Consider the following 16,894-nt stretch of genomic DNA (forward strand, 5'->3'; position numbering starts at 1 on the left):
TGCCGATCGCCCCGCCCATAGCGATCCGGCGGGGCTTAAATCACAAAGAAAAGGCGGGGCTTTCACCCCGCCAAGCAGTACCACTGAACCGCCGTGCCGCCCCCCGCAGGGACGATCTTCTCGACAACGATCTCCTCCGTCTCCTCCATCGCTTTCAACAGGTCGTTGAGGTCTCGAGCCCTCACGGAGTGCTGCATCGATCGCATGAGCGCCGACCGCTTCACTCGGCCGCCCTTCGCCTTGATGATGCGCTTGATCCTCTGCGCGTTGGACTGGTGTTCGCTGTTCGACAGGTAGTCCTCTGCGCCGGCCATCATGGCCCGTGCGCTGGCTTTTGCCGTCTCGACACCGAAAGCCATGTCTGATGCTTGGACGGCCGCCAGCGGCCCGCCACGGCCCAGGGCGACGATGGTTGCAATCCGCACCGACATCTCCACCGTTCGGGCGTAGAAGGGGCCGGCGTCCGGGTCCTCCAGAAGGGGCTCGATCTCGGATTTCAGCGCTGCGAAGATCTCCTCGGCCCCCTCATCCCAGCCGACCTGCCTCCGGTTCTGCGCCGGGTCCATGTCTGACTGGTTACGCATGGCATAGGCCATCGGACCTGACGCCTCATAGAGGGCCCGGAGCGCAGTCGTGATCCACGCCGGGACATCCTGCCCGCCGAGCCCCGGATCGCGGTCCTGGCTCTTCGTGTCGCCACCAACCAGGAGGAAACGGTTGACCGTACCGTCCTCGACCGCCGCCCCCTCCAGCGCACGCCAGAACTGCTCCGGGGTCGATACCCCGTAGATCGACATGGCCGGCGCAAAGATGGTCGCGGCCTGGCGCCCCGCCCATTCCGGCGACTGGTACTCACCGAAGCTGATGCCCCACATGGAGCGCAGGATCTTGGCCACCGATCGCTCGAACGAAGACGCCTTCTTGTGCAGGATACGGGCCATGAAGTCGCCGAACTCGTCCATGGGGCAGATCGAAAGGGGCGAGCGCAGCAGGAAGTTGACCACCGCCGGCATGGAGATGAACTCGGACGGGCCGATATGCTGGCCGAGGTTCGCAGCGCGCAGGATTCGACTGATCTGCTGGACGGCATGGTCCTTGCCCTGCCCGGTCGGAGCGAGCCCGAGGACGTAGAGGTGGACGCCCGAACCGGTCGGTCCGACGAACTGGCGCCCCGCCGCGGTCCCGACAATGGCGAGAGCCGCGCCGAGGGCAAGACTGGGCTGCGGCCGCCTGGACGTCTCACAAATCCATGTCGCGATGTCGCCAACGAGGCCGGCGGGGAAGGCGGACGCGTTTGCGGGCGTTGGGGCCGCGGCGCGAGGAGGATCGATGATTGATCCGTGTTCGTCCTTTATCGTGCCGTCAGCTTGCTCGTATAGGGTTCGCACGGAGATAAGGGCCGCGACCTGCCGCCCATGCTCGGCTGTCCCCGGACCCTCGTCCCGATCCATGTACCTGACACGGATCTCGGACAGGTCCGCACCGTACTGCCGGGCCAAGGCGGCAAGGGTGGCGCCGTTAATGCCCTGGTTACGGAACGAGCGCCATTTCCGCTCGACCTCGCCCCGCTTGTACTTGGCCCCGCCCGAGCTCCACTGATCGGCCAGAGACTGGCCGGCCCCGGATCCACCCGTTGCGGCATGAACCGCCATGAGCGCCTGCACCCACTCGTCGTAGCCGCAATCCGGAGGGATGTGGCCAAGAAGGTCCGCCACTTCGTCGAGATCGGCCCCGCGGCTCTCGGCTCGCAGCGGCACGACGTTGTTCGCTCCCTGCTCCGCCCGCCCCTCCTTCATCAGCCACTTCGTCAACCAGGTCGGGACAGGCGGGGCTGCGGCGGGATCGCCATGAACCTCGTAGCTTCGTCCATCGGCCATGATGGCGCCTGGAGCCACGACATAGCCGCCGGTCCCGCGTACATCGATGCCTTGCGGCAGCCGCCCCTTGCCGTTGCCGAGAGACCCGTCCTGACGGAAGATCCAGTGGTTGCCATCGTTGGGCGTGGCGACGAGTGGGATGCCGTCCGGCGACGCCCCCTCCTTCGCCATGATCTCGGCCCAAGCCGCGACGCCATCGTTCTCGACGTCGTGGCGATCGGCATCGACGACAAAAAGCCCCGACTTGCCCAGATCGATGGCTGGCGCGGCATCGGGCCAGCGGCGCCACCATTCTCGAATGGAGCGCTCGTCCGTGGATGAATGATCGCGCCACCGGAAGAAGGGCATGGGCTGCTTGACCTTCGGCCCCCCGGAATGAACCGGGAAGACGGAAAGGCCGCGTGCGGCAAGCGATAGCGCTACGCCCAGATTGGTCGTCTCGCCTGGCGGATCTTGAGCCCTCAGACCGAACGCCATCAGAACGGCGCCTCGTCGCGCAGCTTGACCTTCATCGCGTACCGGTATTCCGCCACGACCTCCCGCATAGCCTCCTCGAACTCGGTCTGCGTGAAGGCTGCGAAGTCGGTCTTGCCGATCGCATCGCAGTAGGTCTCGAGCTTGTGGCCGGCCTCGACAGTGGCGAGCTTTTCGATGCGATCAAACTCGTCCTGTTTCATGCTGTACGTGCTCCTCGCGATAGCTACGCATTCTGGATCGTCGCAAAGCCAAATCGGCTTTGGTGCAGGCTGCCCGTACCCCCAGCGCGGGGCATAGCCATGCCCGGTCGCATTGCGAGCGCACACGCCGCAGACTGCCGGGTCGAAGCGATCGGCGGTCATGCAGCAAGCTCCGGCGCATCAGCTCGAGAGAAGGAACGAGCTCGCAGCTGCCGGCAGACCGCCTGCGTCACCGCGTGCCCGGACATGCGCAGACACATCTGATCCGCTAGGGCGGCTGCGCTGCATGAAGGAGTTCCGAAGCCCACCAGCACAGCCTCAGCTCTGACTTCCTCCGCGGAGAGAAGGTCGAGCATCCGGCGAGTCCACGGATGACGAGGCTCCGGCAATGTCCAAGTCGGGGCGCCCGCCCCAGGCCACTGCCAGAGATGGCCGGCGCCATGAAACTCGATCACCTTGCGCGCGTCGCAGTTCGGGTAGTTGGCCGCGCGGCCGCACCACTTCTCATGCGCGGCTACCAAGAGCCCATGGCAAACCGGGTGGAAGAACTGGATCTGCCGCGACAGGCGATGCAGCTTGTCCTTCTCGGACTTGATCTCGACCAGCCAAAGCTGATCCACCGTCACGGCCGCGAGATCGGCACGCACGGCCCCCTTCTCGACATCCAGTTCATGGATGATCCTCGCGCCCGGAAGAAGGACGCGAAGTCGGGAAACGACATCGGAGCGTATGCGCCGCTCTTGATCGGAGAAGGTCATGCTGCCTGCTCCCGGTTGTCTCGGAACGTCCGGCCCACGATGTCGAAGTAGCGGGGGTTGGACTTCGCTGGGCGAACCGAAATGGTCTCCGGGATCGAAAGCTCACCGCGACGCCCGATCGCCTCGTCCACCGACTTCGGAGCCGGCAACGTGCCCCCATGCTTCGCCCACCACTCGGCGGCCTTCTGGCCGGCATAGCCGCCGTGCTCGGGGCAGACCCATTCGTTGTACTGGCTGAGGCCGGCCATGTAGGTCACGCGGATCGAGTCTGGCGATCTCTCCTTCTGCCACCGCTTCCAGTTCCATGAGAGGACCGGCACCATCTGCGGCTTGGTCTGCTCCGACGACAGGATGCCAACGGACGCGTCCGCCTCGGCCTCATGCGCCGGCTTCTCGTCCCGCGGCCATTCATGGCCGCAAACCCGGCAGGTGATGGCGTTCAGCGCCGCCAGGGCTTCGCAGGTGGGGCATTCCTTGGCTCGGATGTCGTTGACGTCGGCCTTCTGCTCATTCGCCTTGCCTTTGCCCTTTCCCGGCATGACGGAAACGGCATCGACAGGCCCGTGCATCCTGATCACGCCGGCAAAGTCGAGGATCAGGGCGTTCTCCTTGCCCGGCGCCCGGCGGAAGCCGCGGCCAACCTGCTGGATGTACATGCCAGTGCTCTTCGTGCCGCGCATGAGGGCTACGAGATCAACGTGAGGCACGTTGAAGCCGATCGAGAGCACATTGACCGAGGTCAGGCAGCGGATGTGGCCGGCGCGGTAGCGGGCGATGATGGCGTCACGCTCGCCCTGATTCAGACCACCATGCACCACCTCAGCCGCAAGCCCCTGCGCACGAATTGCGTCCCGGACCGCAGTGGCATGGGCGACGCCAGGGCAGAACGCCAGCCAGGCACGACGGTCCTGGCCGAACCGGACCATTTCCGCCACGGCGCGCTCGACGAGATCGTCCTGCATCGCGGCCGCTTCCATCTCGGACGCGATGAAGTCGCCGGCTCGGGTGCCGACACCCCGCAGATCGATCTGCGCTGCCGTCGCCTTCGAGATGAGCGGAGACAGAAAGCCGTCCTCGATCAAGTCGGAGACGTTGGCCTCATAGACGATCTGATCGAAGATCGCCCCGTCTCCGCCATCCAGGCGGCCCGAGTCCATGCGGTACGGCGTGGCGGTGAGACCGCACACTCGCATGTCCTCGGTGATGGCCTGCATGTTCTCGAAGAACTTGCCGTACATGGTCGACGAGCTGCGCGGGATCAGGTGCGCCTCGTCCACGATGATTAGGTCGCGCGGACCGATCGCCTCGACCTTGTTGAAGACGGATTGGACGCCGCAAAACAGGATCCGGCTGTGCGTGTCGCGCTTTCCAACGCTCGCGCTGTAAATGCCGGCAGGCGCCGAGGGCCACAGGCCGATCAGCTCCTTGAAGTTCTGGACGATCAGCTCCTTGCTATGGGTGATGATCGCGACCCGTAGCATCGGATACGCGCTCAGAAGCTCTTCCACGAGTTTCGCGATCACGAGCGACTTCCCGGCACCGGTTGGAAGCACGATGAGCGGCGAGCCTCGTCCGGCATCCCAATAGGCATACAGGGCGTCGAGAGCGGAACGTTGGTAGGGTCGGAGTTCGAGCGCCATCATGCACTCCCTAGGACAAGGAGAAGACGATCGGCATTCCGCTCAGGAGCGGTGCCGGGACCGGTCGAAAGTCGAGCGTGGTGCGAACAGTACGGGCCATGGGCCGCGCGATCGCCGCAAACGTGCAAGCAGACGGCCTTCTCTGGGTTGTCCGATGTCGAAACCGGCCAGCGGCAGGCATTGGCCGGCGCCTCCCAAAGGAGCATCGGGGTCAGGCCAGCAATAGGGCTGAAGGCCGAAGGCTTTGGCTTCCGGCGCGGCGGAGGTATTGAGGCCGTGTCTTGAACCTGAACCGCATAGTCTCCCAAAACCTCCTTCTTGGAGCGCTTGGGAAAGCGATCGGGCCATGACTTGATGATCTTATGGATCGAAGAAGCCGACCGGCCCATCACTTCGGCGATCTCGACCTGGGTTCGACCAGCGGCCCACAGAAGCTCGACCTCTGCCAGGTCCTTCTGCTCCTTCTCGGCAGCGCCTTCGCCGCGGCCAGGGAAGAGTTGGCGATTGCGGCTTGCGACGCCGATCACACCGTTCCGGCTGACGCCGAGACGCTTGGCGATCTGCGACGCCGTCAGGCCTTCCGACCAGAGGGCCGCAGCGGTGCTGACCAGTTCGGGGGTGAAGACGCTGCTCATGCCGCGCCCCCGAAGATCAGCGGCGCGGCAGCTGCGAGCTCGGCCCGGATCGCCTTGGCGACTTCGCGGTGCTCCTTCTGAGTGCCTTCTGCCTCGCGCTGTTCGAGGTAGTGGAGCCAAGAGCGGAAGGTGCCGGCCATGTAAAGGGTCGTCGGCGTCAGGCCTTCGGGGAGGACTGCGCGGGCCTGCTCTTTCGCGATGCCACGGGCCAACGCCTCGGCGTAAATATCCCACGTCCAAGCGTCCGCGTTTTCTTGGGCGCTTCTCCACCAGTCGTGCAGACCATCGTCATTTGTTTCGACCGAAAGCTGCCTGTTCGTCTCATGCTGAACACGGGCCTCGCGCAGGTGATGGCCTACCGGCGCTTCGCCGTATCGCTGGCTGAACTCTTGGAATGAGAACGAGCGATGGCGAAGCATCTGCCGGGCAATGTCGCGCGTGGTGACGATCTCGACCGTGGCCGACACCATCTCGAACGGAGACCAGTGCTTGTTGCGGATGAGGTAGGCCAACAGCCGAGCGTCGGTCTCGCGGTTGGCCTGATTGCCAGGGTTTGAGACGCGAGCGGCATATACGATGAACTCTTCGGCCGTCTTGCACCCATGAACAAGCGGCTGCGTGATGGCGACGAGACGTGCAGTGTTCATGCCGCACCCCCGGCCGCCTTCAGGCGATCGATCTCGCGGTTGATGTACCAAGCAGCCTTCTGCAGATCCTGGATCGGATCGACCGATTTCAGGCCCGCGCGCCAGACGTACTTCACCGCGTTCCCGAGGTTGAAGGTCATGTGCTCGGTGACGTCGATGCATTCGACGCCGCTGGGGTGCGAGGTGTAGTGAGACGGATGATTCACAGCGTCCGCCCGCGCGACTGCGCCGCACGTGCATTCTTTGTCGTACTGATCGAGGTGCCAGTCGCAGGTATCCGTATGTTCGTTGGCTTTGGGTCGCGACATCACGCGTCCTCCAGGATCGCCGCCACCGGACGATCGGCTTGATGCTGATACTTGCCCGCGTAGCCGGAGACCGGCGCGTCGAGGCGATGGAAGATGACTTGCGCAATGGGGGAGCCGGCCCCGATCTCGATCGGACGAAAGCTGTTGTTGACGAGCTCCAGCGTCAGGAAGCCCTTCCAACCGGGTTCGATCACCGTGTTGAAGACCGAGAGACCGCGGCGCGCCCATGTCGATTTGTCGTGGACGACGGCCATGACGTCGTCAGGCATTTCGAACCGCTCCACCGTCGAGGCGATGCGGAATTGGCCGGACTGCAGGGTGAACCCATCCTTGATGCGGATGTCATAGCCGCAGTGCGAAAGGCCGGCGGTCATGCCGTGAATTTGCGTGGCCTCGATGAACGGGGTCACGGGCTTGATGCTGCGGATGGTGGGGCTTGAGAGGACGGTCATGCCGCCCCCCAGACACGGTCGATTGACAAGGCGAGCGCAAGGAACAGGATTCCCGCCAGGAAGGAGGCGCCGTTCCACATGCCAAACTGATCGAGAGCCTTCGTCATCCCTAAGCAGATCGCGAACTTGGCTAGGACACGAAGAACGGTCATGCCGCAGCCCTCCCCGCACCATCGACCCATGCACTGCCGTCCGGCAATCGGTAGGTCACCGTTTCCGAATTCCGGTCTGCGTCGACCTGCTCACCGGGCACAAGCTCGGGAATGAACAGGTGGAAGGCACAGCCACGCTCCTGGTCCGCCACAGACAGAATGCTGTCATCCCGCACGCAGCGCCATGCAGCCTCGCCGCCCATCTCGGGCGTGGAGTTCAAGCAGGTGCGGCAGTTGCGCGGAGCGAAGCCGGTGCCATGGCAGACCGCATGAGCCTTGCAGAACCGGCACAGGTGACTTTGTGGATCGTCCGAAATGCGGGGCAAAGGGCGGGCTGCGTGCAGCACCCGCTCGGCCTTCACCATCAGCGCCGTGGCTGCCGCCACGTCGAAGTGGATTCGGACGTCGGCGCCGGCATAGAGCTCGTCGGTGTCCTTGTTGACGGCATAGTAGAAGAAGCGGTGGATGCCGCTGCACAGCATCTCGGTCTGCGCTTGGGCCATGTGATCCGGCTTGGCGACGGCGATCCCATGCTTCTGGAGCTGCGCGAAGTTCTTCGCGTTCATCGTCTTCACGCCGACCAGGTGCTCAGTCTTGGGCGCCTCGACGAAACCCGCTCCACGGCCATCGACCTTGACGACGAAATGGCCCCCGATCTCGGTGAACGTCCACTGGTCGCCGGTCTCAGGATCGACGTCAGAAATCTTGACCCCGGCGGCACGAAGCTCGGCGAAGGCGCGAGGCTCTCGGTGGTGGCCCGTCTCGAACAGGCGCAGCATCTGGCCCGAGAACATCTCGGGCTCGTAGGCCCAGCGGAACTGGTACCAGATCGCGCGCTCGCACGCCTTTCCGATCATGGAGCCGGATAGGCGGCGCTGGTGCCGCGGCCGCTGTCGGGCGGCCAGGGCGGTGTCGATTGCCGCGATCGTGGCGGACATGGGGGGAAGTTTGAGGGCGGGCATTAGCGAGCGCCCTCTGAACGAACGGAGAGCATCGCGTCTGCGAAGGCGTAGGCCTGACGTGAAACGTTCTGGGCGTTCACTCTGGCTTCGTCGTCCTCAGTATTCGCGCTTTCGACTTCGATCCAGTGCCGGAGGATTTCTGGGAGCGCCGCCATCGCGAACTCGTCACGAAGTGTTTTCTGTGCCGTACCAAGCCGAGCCAGGATTTCGGCGTTCATACTGCGACCCGACTTGGCTGCCGCAGCCTTCAGCTCGTCTCGCATACCTGCGGGGAAACGGACGTTCGTCTGATCACACAGTTCGCTAGGAAACCTCTTCTCGTCCATCACGCCGCCTCCTCGTCATAGACGCGACGTTCGACGCGGATCGCGTAGACGGTCGTGGCAGGCTTGCGAAACTGGTCGACATCCACGCCAGCGGCTTTCAGCGCCTTCTCGTCGAGGCCGCCCTTGCGCTCGCTGACTGTCTGTTTGGCGATGAACTCCGATCCGCCGAGGCTGTCGGCCGTACCCATGGCCTCCGCCACTTCGGCTTTCAGTTCGCCTTCGCGCTCCTGCAAGTTCTTGATCGTCTCCCGGACCAGAGCGAGCTGGTCGACGGGGTGACGGTTGTGATGACGCCCGATCTCGGGCAAAGCATTCCCGTTCATCGTTTCGATCTCCGAACGACGTTGAAAGACGTGGTTTGTGAGGGTGCCGGGCGGGGCTAGGACGCCAATCTCAGGACCCGCCCGGCCGCTTCATCAGCCGGCGCGTCGGGACCAGCCGCCGCCACCGGCCGCCTTCTGCTGCTGCGGGGGTGCGGAATGGCTGGACTGCTGCTGCGGACGACCGCCGCCGATCGAGGCGCCACCCCAGGCTTTCACGCCCTTCACCTCGTTGCGGGGCGCATAGGCGTAACCCGTGTTCGGGTTGAGTTTCGGCTTGCCGGTCTCCGGATCGATCTGGGGCTTCTGAAAGCCGACCGAGAGCTCGCAGGGGATGTGATGAAGCTCGTCAGTGCTGCGAGGCGCCATCTTGCCAGTAGCGTGGCAGATCGCTGAGAGCTGACGGGCAGCAATGTCACGGGTCTTGTCACCCTTTTCGCCCGGCACGCTGTAGGCGTGCAGGATGTCCTGGAAGACCACTCGACCTTCACAGGCGCCCGTGATGATGCGCCACTGCAGGGTGATCTTCGTACCCTTTTCACCGCTGTTCCCGATGTCACGCTCTTCCGAGCTGACAATCTCAGCGTGGTACTTGCCCTCGGGCAGAGCCTCGAACTCCTGCGTCGGCTCATGCTCGGCAGCGTTGAATCCAGAAATGTCGACCATGATCGCGATCCTTATGCAGCGTTCTGAAGGGGGGTGCTGGAGGCGCCTTGCGGCAGGTACGGAGCCAGGGCGTCGTATCCCTGCCCGCGATCGAACCTTACGCTCTCGGGAATGCCGTACCGGTTCTTGGCGACGAAGGCTGGCTTGCCGACAGCGTGGATGAGAACGGTCGAGGCCGATCCCTCGGCGCGGGTGCGCTTCTGATTGAAGCCCTTGCCCTCTTCGACCTTCATGTTGACCGGCTTCTTCAGAAGCAGGATGGCGTCGAGGTCGCGGGTGATCTGACCGTTCAGCTGCTTGTGCAGGTCGATCTCGTACCGGTCGTAGCTGGCCGTTTCGGGATCGTTGAACGTCGTGACCACGCTATGGGCGATGAGGACGATCGCCATGCCGCGATCACGACGAAGGGCGTCGCAGCCGTCCTGGAACTCGCGCAGGACTGTCTTGGCGTTCACGTAGCCCTTGCCGTAGCCGAAATCCTCGATCTTGGCCTTGGCATTGCCGTGCTCGTCCCCGCGCCGACACGTCTCGGCGAAGATCATCGCCTGCAGGGCGGTCACGGAGTCGACGACGACCGTCTTGAACTCGTGGTCCTCGTCGTAGAGCGCTCGCATCGAGTCGAGGACAGAGCCGAAATCCGGCAGGACACCGAACGATTCCAACTCGACTTCGCCGGGCGTCCCTTCCTCACACTGAAGAAAGACGGGAGATGGGAATTCGGAGGCCAGCGTGGTCTTGCCGACGCCCTCGTTGCCGTAGATCAGGATGCGCGGTGGCTGATCCGCCCGCACGGTGCGCAGGTCTGAAAGGCTGATCGCCATTTCAGTCTCCTTGTTCTGAGGTTGGCATGTTGATGATCCATCCGCCGCCCATGCCGTCCTGCGAGGGATAGAAAGTGGCCGTCACGGACTGCGCCGGCCAAATCTGGATATGAGCCGTCCCGTTCGTGGGGGGCAGCTTCGAGAACAGACCGCCGGGGATCAGGCTGTCATCCTGAATGACGCCGATCTCGACCAGCAAGTCGTTCATCGCCTTGATGCGGTTGTCGGCATCGGCCCGAAGGAGGTCGATCTCGAACGCCATATTGACCAAAACCCGGCCTTTAAAGGCTGGAACCTGCTGCCGGCGGATCGCCGCGGCAGCTTCCATTCGCCAGACCTCGTAGGCTTCCGTGCGAGCTCGTCCGCGACGCGTGTTCTTGAACATCGCGTTGACACTGGGCGGCACTGGGCAAGAGAAGGTGACCGGGGAGAGCCGGGGGATGCCCTCCCCGGTCTGCTCACCGCGCCCCACCACGGGCTGCGGATTGGTGGCGGCCGCAATCACGACCGGACTCCGCTCTCGGCGATCACGCGCTCGCGCACCCGGCGAAGCAATTCGATCTCGCGTTCCAGTTCGGGAATGATGCAGCGGGCTTCAGCAGGCGAAATCTGGCCGTCCGCGATTGCTTCGAGCAGGGTGGACGTCACCCGCCCGTCCTGCTGCACCATCGCGCTTATCTTGGCGCACCATGGCGTATCGCTGGGGGCGACCGGCTCTCGCCGCACGATGTCATAGCCTTGCATTTCCGCCAGCGCAGCGAGGATGACGGGCTGCCCGGCCTCGAGATCAAGATCGATGGCGACGTCCAGGGGGCAGTGCTGATCCGTGTGTTCGGGGAGACCGTACCGGCTGAGGACTGAATGGCTGACGCGTGTTGCGTTCTCAACCGATCGCCCGCCGCCGGCCAGCGCAACGGCGCGCCGAACAGCAGCCTTCAGGGCCAACCGCATGTCGCCCGTCGATTTGCGAAGATCCATCATCGAACGAGCTCCGAAACACGGGGCGCCAAGTTTTCAATGACGTCAGCGTGAGCACGACCCAGAATGTGGGCATGACCAGAGCAGCGATGACGGCAGCGAATGAGAATTGCGGGTTTGACCATCAGCGCGATGATAAGCGCGAGGGTGGCGGAAGCCGTATTGGCGCTCCTACCCCGCTCTGCGTTACGCGCATGTCGATCGTCGTGAAGCGCGGCCAATGACATCACTGAACCCCATGCTTCACAGTGGTTGCAGGCAAGATGCCGAGCCGCTTCGCGATAGTGTGGGAGACGAAAACGTGACGATCGACCTCGGTCATGATCGTGTCGTCAGGACGCGTGTAGGTGCGAGGCTGGGTCACGCTGCGACCCCCTCCATCAGAACGAAGTCAGATGCTGAAAGGCTGAGATTCCGATCACGCGCCGCTCGAATGAGCTTCGAGACGTGCCAGTGAGGGATCACACCGCCTGTCCCACCCTTTTCGCGAGCCAGCCGCCAACGGATGACAGTGTGCACGGAAACTTCCGCGATCTCCGCGACGACGCGGGTTCCGCCGAATTTATCGATGATGGTGGAGGCCGGTTCGTAACGCATACGGCTATATGCGATTATCGAACAGACGCCGTCAAGCCCGCTTGTTCGAAAAACGCCAAAGACGGATCGCCGCGCTTTGTGCAAAAAACGCACATGCGCAAGGAGCAGTATCGCGATTGGCTTGCGGCCAACCTAGAACGAACTGGGAAAAGCCAGAGCGACCTCGCACGACACCTTGGGATTGAACCCGGCAAGGTGAACAAGGTGCTGCACGGAACCCGCAAGCTCCAGCTGCATGAGTACGAACAGGCGCGGGTTTTCTTCGGGATCGAGGACGATGAGGACCGACCCAATGTCGATCTCATTATCCGGTCAAAGTTCCTATCCGCCCCTGTGGTCGGCAAGGTGGAAGCCGGCGCATTCCGTGAAGTGGACGAATTGGAAGACGACTCGGAACGGCTCGAGATCGTCGTCCCAGCGGACGATAAATTCCCAAGCGCGAGAGTGACCGTCTTCGACGTCGTCGGCGACTCCATGAACGCACTGGCGCCGCGCCCGATCCTGGAAGGCGATCGCGTCGTATGCGTCGCATACGAAGATGTTGGTCGTTCGCTGCCCCTACGAGACGGTATGGTCGTTGTCGTAGAGAGATCCCGCGACGGCGGCCACACACGGGAGTGGTCGGTCAAACAGCTCGAGGTCTACGAGGACCGAGTGGAATGCCACCCACGCTCCCATAACAGCCGCCATAAGCCGATTGTCATTGATCGCGATCTGGAGGCTGACGATGGAGTTAGCGTCCGCATCCTTGCGATCGTTCGGCGAGTGGTGAACGACATTCCTCTCTCCTAAAGAACCGCGCTCGGCCGGGACATCTTGACCGATACGATGGTCCCAATCGGACTGTCGCACTCGACGCAGTGGAATTTCTGCCTTTGCAGAAATGTGCTCTCCAGCAGCTCATCGATTGTGTCCGGGCTGTCAGGCTCATCGGGAGCGACTAAACGCCTGGTTCTATCTTTCCGGCAATTGAAGCACCGAAGATGCAACTCGAAGGCGGGGCGCGTCGATTCGCAGGGCATGAATTGTTCTCCATTTGTTCCAATATGGAGGGCATGAGAACGAACTGTCGAGTGCCGAACCCGTTATCCACCGCGCCCTGTGGATAAGCGAGGTTGTTCTTTTTTCGAACAATCCGCTTGACGGTTGCTGTTCGATTATCTCATATTAACTCCATCACCCCGCCAAACCGGCCCATTGATGGAGCCCTACCGTGTCACGCAACGCGACGCAGTTTCCCCTGATCGAGTCCTTTCCCGGTCACGAGTCCATATTGCAGGATGATCGAGCCAGCAGCGCGCGCCTTGTCCGCTGGCTGATCAGCTACACAGCTCTCGCCGCAGGGATCATCGCATTCATGTTGCTGTCGCTCATTCCCACTGAGCGCCATGCTGCGACGACCGCGAAGGTGGATCAGGAACGCTTCAGTTCGTTTCGCACCGCGGGAGTCGCCCAATGAACATGCTCTCCCACAACTTCGTCGCCAGCTATCATCCGTCCTGGCACGACCAGATCCACACGGACATCGCCGTGGAAGTCCCCCTCATGATCGGGCGGACGACACTCTGCACGCTGACTGCCATCGTTACCGTCTATCGCGACGAGTTCGACCCTGAGGGCTTCGGCATTGGCGATGTGCGCTTCCCCCACGAGGACGACCCGGACGAGCACAACAAGCTTTCCTTCCCGCCGGCCTATGTCGCGGCCGCCCATGAGGGGCGCGACTTCGGGACGATGCTGGCGAAGCTCGTCAGCCAGGAAATGCGCAAGCTCGAGAACGAGCGGAAAGCTGAAGAGGCGCTAAGCGCCGAAGAGGCCGGCATCGACCGCGCGACGGGCCGGGAGATCACCCGATGACCGATACCCGAAACAATGGCGGGCCTGCCGTGAGCTGCGACACCCGAGAGGATGCAGAACAGTTCACGCGAGCGGATGCACTTGCAGCCCTAGAGGCCGACTACGCCTCAGATGACCGCGATATCAACGACCCTGCGAACGACTACGGAAGCGCATGGGAAGATCACGGATGCGACGGCGCAGAAGCTGATGAGGCAGCGTTTGCGGCGCTAGCGGAGGAAGATCTTTGGCGCGATTACGAGGCTCGCGCCCTCACCGCCCGCTCTCCCTCCTCGAAGGAGGCATGACCATGGGGGAGATCACGAAGGTCCGTGGCCCTTGGTCGGTCCGAAGAAGTCCAAGCACTGATACGGCTGAGATGTTTTTCGACATCGTTGCAGGTGATGGGACCGAAATCGTCGGGTGCGAGGGAATCGTAGCCGGCCCTGGGGACGAAGAGTGCGCGCACCTGATCGCCGCAGCGCCCGAAATGATGGAGGCGCTGAGGGAAACGCAATCGCTTCTGGTCGCTATGCTGCACGAACAGCGCCCGCGCGCCGAGATCGAAGCGCAAATCGTAGAGAACCGAGCCGCCCTCCCCAAAGCAGAAGGCCGTTCTCCTTCCTCCGCTTCTGGCCAGGAGGGAGGGGAATGAAGGAGCGTCGTCTTCTCATTTCGTTTTCGGGCGGCGAGACTTCGGCCATGATGACCAAGCTCATCCATGAGCGCTGGGCGGAACGCTACGACCGTATCGTGACGGTCTTCGCCAACACAGGCCAAGAGAACGAGGAAACCCTTCGGTTCGTCCAGCAATGCGACGATGCCTTCGGATGGGGTGTCGTTTGGCTTGAGGCCCTTGTAGATCCAGAAGCTGGCAAGGGCACCAAACATCGGATCGTCAGCTTCGCTACCGCTGATCGTGCTGGCGGCGTTTTCGAAGACATGATCGCCAAGTTCGGCATCCCTGGTCCCGGCTTCTTCCACTGTACCCGCGAACTGAAGGAAAGGCCGATTACCAGTTATGTACGCTCAATCGGCTGGGAGGCCGGTAGCTACGATACAGCGATTGGCATTCGGGCCGATGAGATTGATCGGGTGAACCGGGACCATCGTGCAAAGCGCTTCGTCTACCCAATGGCAGACTGGCGACTTCGCAAAATCGACGTGAATGAATTTTGGGCGTCGCAGCCTCCGTTGTCTCGGCTCGAACTCAATCCATCACCGTTCCGCCTCAACCTCAAAGGCTATCAGGGAAACTGCTGGTGGTGCTGGAAGAAATCACTCCGCAAGCACCTGACAATTATGCAGGAAACGCCAGAAGCTTTCGACTTCCCGGAGCGCATGGAGGCCAAATATTCTATGGCCGGCTCCAATCCTCGCAATGAGCCTAAACGGTTTTTCCGCGAGCGGCGCACCGTAGCCGATCTCCGCCACCTTGCTGCAACCACGCAGTTTGAGCCTGCGTCGGATGATGCACGCGAATATCAGACCGATCTGTTTTCACCCCTCGCGCTGGATCTCGGTGGCGACTGTGATGAGGGCTGCGAAGTGAACTTCGGAGAAGCCGCATGACCCATTCTCACGACACCGCCACGCCTGCCCTGAGCGTGGAGAGTGAAGAGGCCGTCGCCGCCGCTCTTTGGCAGGAGGAAGCGCGCGAGGGAACGCCGAAATCCATCTGGCAGGCGAGGACGTTGGAAGCTTTCCGCGACACAGCCGACATCAACCAAGAGCGCTGGCGGCGGTTCGCCCGTGCGGCCCTCGCCGCCGCTCCTGCCCCCAACCCCTCACCGGCCGCAAAGGGCGGGGATGCCGGAGCGCTTGCTGCGCTCTACCAGACCATCTTGAAGATGCCTCGTCGCCGGGAGCCGATCAGCGGCCAGACCTTCAGCTATGTGCAGCTTGACGAGGTGTTGGCGCATGTCGAGCAAGCCGCCGCCCTCGCCACCCCTTCGCTCCAGCCGGCAGATGCCGTGCGGGAGGCGCTTTTCTCTGCCTGGGAACTGGATGAACTTCGGCGGAACGCATCCGCAAAGCACCTCGTCTACCTTGCGCACCATGCGGGCGTCGGCCTAAAGGCCAACGAAGTCGAAGCTATGGAGCGTTGGGGAGCGCTGTGCAACAAGCTCGCCGCCCTCGCATCCGATCCAGCCCCGGCCGGGGAGGCAGTGGAGCCGGTCGCGTGGGTAATCCCTGGCGACGACAACGCCAATGCGGACGGCTGGATTGATTGCCGGGCGGATAGATGGGGAGAGTTCACCCGCCCGCTCTACGCCCATCCCGACCCGGAAGCCGCGCGCCTGCGGGAGGATTTGGAGCGGGTGACGCGAGTGGCTGAACTTCTCGGGGAGTCATTCGAAGCGAACAAGACCGCTCTCGTCTCCGCTCTTCGCGAGCGCGACGATGCGCGGAAGGCGCTGGAGACGGCAGAAGGTGAGATCGATCGTCTTGTGTCGGCGTTGCACGAAATCGAAAATCTGTGGCTCGCTCCTGGCCATGACAGTCTGAAGGTCATGAGGGCGAAAGACATTGCCCGCGCCGCCCGGTCCGCTTCCAGGGAGGGCGCGTCCGATGAGTGAGCGCGACCTGATCGAGAAGGCGAAATCGTACATCGAGAACTCAAGACCTCGCCCTGATCGGGTCTTGGTCGATCTGGGGTTCGTTTATGACGTCCGCGACCGGATGCTCGCCGCACAGGACACCATCGCCCGCCTCTCCGAAGCGCTGGCAGAGGCGGAGAAGAAGGGGGCTGAGGACTGGCAGCCGATCGAGACGGCCCCGAGGGATGCGGAGGCGGTTCTCATCACTGGCGGAACATGGCTCTACAGCGAAAGCTTCGCAGACGGCATCTGCGACTGGATCGCTATCGCCAGCTTCGATCCTAACGCATTTGGCGACCATAAATGGAATGGCGGCAACGGCACTGAGTACGACGGCGTCTATTGGCATAACCCAAGCCACTGGCGCCCCCTTCCCGCCCCACCCCGCGATCTCTCCCAAGGAGGTCAGCCATGAGCGGCGGTGGACGGATTATCGAGAAGCTGCCCCTGACGCTAGAAGATGGTCGAGACGTCATCCGGTACGCCGTGATCAATCGGTATCAGGACGAGACCTGCGTTTACGCCAAGCCTGCTGATCGCGAGCCCAAGGAGGGTGAAAGCATCTGGTGGGGTTCTGCACAGGTCATCTGGTGGGGTCCGAACGACGAATTTCGGCTTGAGAAGGTCGGGTTCTCGTTTCAG

The 16,894-nt window shown here is 62.8% G+C and carries 25 protein-coding genes; 9 read left to right on the forward strand and 16 right to left on the reverse strand.

All coding sequences use genetic code 11. The annotated features are described in order from the left end of the window. Nucleotides 1-62 precede the first annotated feature (62 nt). From B146_RS27865 to B146_RS0115090, 16 genes are all read right to left on the reverse strand, one after another. Entirely contained in the window at nt 63-2,354 is a 2,292-nt protein-coding gene (locus B146_RS27865) for a bifunctional DNA primase/polymerase (protein ID WP_019997278.1), read from the reverse strand. Continuing rightward, nucleotides 2,354-2,716: a hypothetical protein gene (locus tag B146_RS29065; RefSeq protein ID WP_155897521.1), complete on the reverse strand. Its 363-nt coding sequence runs from the start codon at nt 2,714-2,716 to the stop codon at nt 2,354-2,356. Before B146_RS29065 ends, B146_RS27865 begins: the two co-directional genes overlap by 1 nt. Further along, complete coding sequence (locus B146_RS0115025) at nt 2,713-3,312, reverse strand: hypothetical protein (protein WP_019997280.1); 600 nt, start codon at nt 3,310-3,312, stop codon at nt 2,713-2,715. Before B146_RS0115025 ends, B146_RS29065 begins: the two co-directional genes overlap by 4 nt. Beyond that, the gene (locus B146_RS0115030) at nt 3,309-4,952 is read right to left on the reverse strand and encodes a DEAD/DEAH box helicase (protein ID WP_019997281.1); all 1,644 of its coding nucleotides are present in this window, start codon (nt 4,950-4,952) and stop codon (nt 3,309-3,311) included. The genes B146_RS0115025 and B146_RS0115030 overlap by 4 nt, the downstream gene beginning before the upstream one ends. Continuing rightward, nucleotides 4,952-5,587 carry a GcrA family cell cycle regulator gene (locus B146_RS0115035; RefSeq protein WP_019997282.1) on the reverse strand — a complete coding sequence of 212 codons (636 nt, stop codon included), beginning with the start codon at nt 5,585-5,587 and terminating at the stop codon, nt 4,952-4,954. The genes B146_RS0115030 and B146_RS0115035 overlap by 1 nt, the downstream gene beginning before the upstream one ends. Next, nucleotides 5,584-6,234 carry an FAD-dependent thymidylate synthase gene (gene thyX / locus B146_RS0115040; protein WP_019997283.1) on the reverse strand — a complete coding sequence of 217 codons (651 nt, stop codon included), beginning with the start codon at nt 6,232-6,234 and terminating at the stop codon, nt 5,584-5,586. The genes B146_RS0115035 and thyX overlap by 4 nt, the downstream gene beginning before the upstream one ends. Then, a complete protein-coding gene (locus B146_RS0115045; RefSeq protein WP_019997284.1) occupies nt 6,231-6,542 on the reverse strand; it encodes a DUF3310 domain-containing protein in 312 nt (103 codons plus the stop codon). Before B146_RS0115045 ends, thyX begins: the two co-directional genes overlap by 4 nt. Then, nucleotides 6,542-6,994 (reverse strand): dCTP deaminase, encoded by a 453-nt coding sequence (gene dcd, locus B146_RS0115050; protein ID WP_019997285.1) that lies wholly within the window; start codon nt 6,992-6,994, stop codon nt 6,542-6,544. The genes B146_RS0115045 and dcd overlap by 1 nt, the downstream gene beginning before the upstream one ends. Further along, a complete protein-coding gene (locus B146_RS29070) occupies nt 6,991-7,146 on the reverse strand; it encodes a hypothetical protein (RefSeq protein WP_019997286.1) in 156 nt (51 codons plus the stop codon). The genes dcd and B146_RS29070 overlap by 4 nt, the downstream gene beginning before the upstream one ends. Beyond that, nucleotides 7,143-8,084 carry an oxidoreductase gene (locus B146_RS26240; RefSeq protein ID WP_155897522.1) on the reverse strand — a complete coding sequence of 314 codons (942 nt, stop codon included), beginning with the start codon at nt 8,082-8,084 and terminating at the stop codon, nt 7,143-7,145. The genes B146_RS29070 and B146_RS26240 overlap by 4 nt, the downstream gene beginning before the upstream one ends. Before the next feature lie 23 nt (nt 8,085-8,107). Further along, nucleotides 8,108-8,434, reverse strand: coding sequence for an Arc family DNA-binding protein (locus tag B146_RS0115065; protein ID WP_019997288.1), 327 nt, complete (start codon nt 8,432-8,434; stop codon nt 8,108-8,110). Continuing rightward, nucleotides 8,434-8,757, reverse strand: a complete 324-nt coding sequence (locus B146_RS0115070; RefSeq protein WP_019997289.1) for a hypothetical protein — start codon at nt 8,755-8,757, stop codon at nt 8,434-8,436. The genes B146_RS0115065 and B146_RS0115070 overlap by 1 nt, the downstream gene beginning before the upstream one ends. Before the next feature lie 93 nt (nt 8,758-8,850). Continuing rightward, nucleotides 8,851-9,420, reverse strand: coding sequence for a DUF669 domain-containing protein (locus B146_RS0115075; protein ID WP_019997290.1), 570 nt, complete (start codon nt 9,418-9,420; stop codon nt 8,851-8,853). An 11-nt stretch (nt 9,421-9,431) separates the two neighbouring features. After that, nucleotides 9,432-10,241, reverse strand: a complete 810-nt coding sequence (locus B146_RS26245) for an ATP-binding protein (protein ID WP_019997291.1) — start codon at nt 10,239-10,241, stop codon at nt 9,432-9,434. A gap of 1 nt (nt 10,242) precedes the next feature. Further along, complete coding sequence (locus tag B146_RS28370; protein ID WP_081630999.1) at nt 10,243-10,746, reverse strand: RusA family crossover junction endodeoxyribonuclease; 504 nt, start codon at nt 10,744-10,746, stop codon at nt 10,243-10,245. Then, entirely contained in the window at nt 10,743-11,222 is a 480-nt protein-coding gene (locus tag B146_RS0115090; RefSeq protein ID WP_019997293.1) for a hypothetical protein, read from the reverse strand. Before B146_RS0115090 ends, B146_RS28370 begins: the two co-directional genes overlap by 4 nt. A gap of 510 nt (nt 11,223-11,732) precedes the next feature. On the opposite strand from B146_RS0115090, the gene B146_RS0115105 reads away from it, so the two are divergent. From B146_RS0115105 to B146_RS0115145, 9 genes are all read left to right on the forward strand, one after another. After that, nucleotides 11,733-12,608: a LexA family protein gene (locus B146_RS0115105; RefSeq protein ID WP_322786371.1), complete on the forward strand. Its 876-nt coding sequence runs from the start codon at nt 11,733-11,735 to the stop codon at nt 12,606-12,608. A 421-nt stretch (nt 12,609-13,029) separates the two neighbouring features. Continuing rightward, on the forward strand, nt 13,030-13,275 hold the full coding sequence (locus B146_RS0115115) for a hypothetical protein (protein WP_019997298.1): 246 nt from the start codon (nt 13,030-13,032) through the stop codon (nt 13,273-13,275). Beyond that, nucleotides 13,272-13,673, forward strand: a complete 402-nt coding sequence (locus B146_RS0115120) for a hypothetical protein (RefSeq protein ID WP_019997299.1) — start codon at nt 13,272-13,274, stop codon at nt 13,671-13,673. The genes B146_RS0115115 and B146_RS0115120 overlap by 4 nt, the downstream gene beginning before the upstream one ends. Next, nucleotides 13,670-13,960: a hypothetical protein gene (locus tag B146_RS29075; RefSeq protein ID WP_155897523.1), complete on the forward strand. Its 291-nt coding sequence runs from the start codon at nt 13,670-13,672 to the stop codon at nt 13,958-13,960. Before B146_RS0115120 ends, B146_RS29075 begins: the two co-directional genes overlap by 4 nt. A 2-nt stretch (nt 13,961-13,962) precedes the next feature. Beyond that, a complete protein-coding gene (locus B146_RS0115125; RefSeq protein WP_155897524.1) occupies nt 13,963-14,307 on the forward strand; it encodes a hypothetical protein in 345 nt (114 codons plus the stop codon). Continuing rightward, nucleotides 14,304-15,224 (forward strand): adenine nucleotide alpha hydrolase family protein, encoded by a 921-nt coding sequence (locus tag B146_RS26250; protein ID WP_019997301.1) that lies wholly within the window; start codon nt 14,304-14,306, stop codon nt 15,222-15,224. Before B146_RS0115125 ends, B146_RS26250 begins: the two co-directional genes overlap by 4 nt. Beyond that, on the forward strand, nt 15,221-16,231 hold the full coding sequence (locus B146_RS0115135) for a hypothetical protein (protein WP_019997302.1): 1,011 nt from the start codon (nt 15,221-15,223) through the stop codon (nt 16,229-16,231). Before B146_RS26250 ends, B146_RS0115135 begins: the two co-directional genes overlap by 4 nt. Beyond that, nucleotides 16,224-16,667: a DUF551 domain-containing protein gene (locus B146_RS0115140; protein ID WP_019997303.1), complete on the forward strand. Its 444-nt coding sequence runs from the start codon at nt 16,224-16,226 to the stop codon at nt 16,665-16,667. The genes B146_RS0115135 and B146_RS0115140 overlap by 8 nt, the downstream gene beginning before the upstream one ends. Further along, nucleotides 16,664-16,894: hypothetical protein (locus B146_RS0115145; protein WP_026358628.1), on the forward strand; the 231-nt coding region annotated here is incomplete at its 3' end. The genes B146_RS0115140 and B146_RS0115145, both read left to right, overlap by 4 nt.

The sequence above is a fragment of the Aureimonas ureilytica DSM 18598 = NBRC 106430 genome (genome assembly GCF_000382705.1).
Classification (GTDB): domain Bacteria; phylum Pseudomonadota; class Alphaproteobacteria; order Rhizobiales; family Rhizobiaceae; genus Aureimonas; species Aureimonas ureilytica.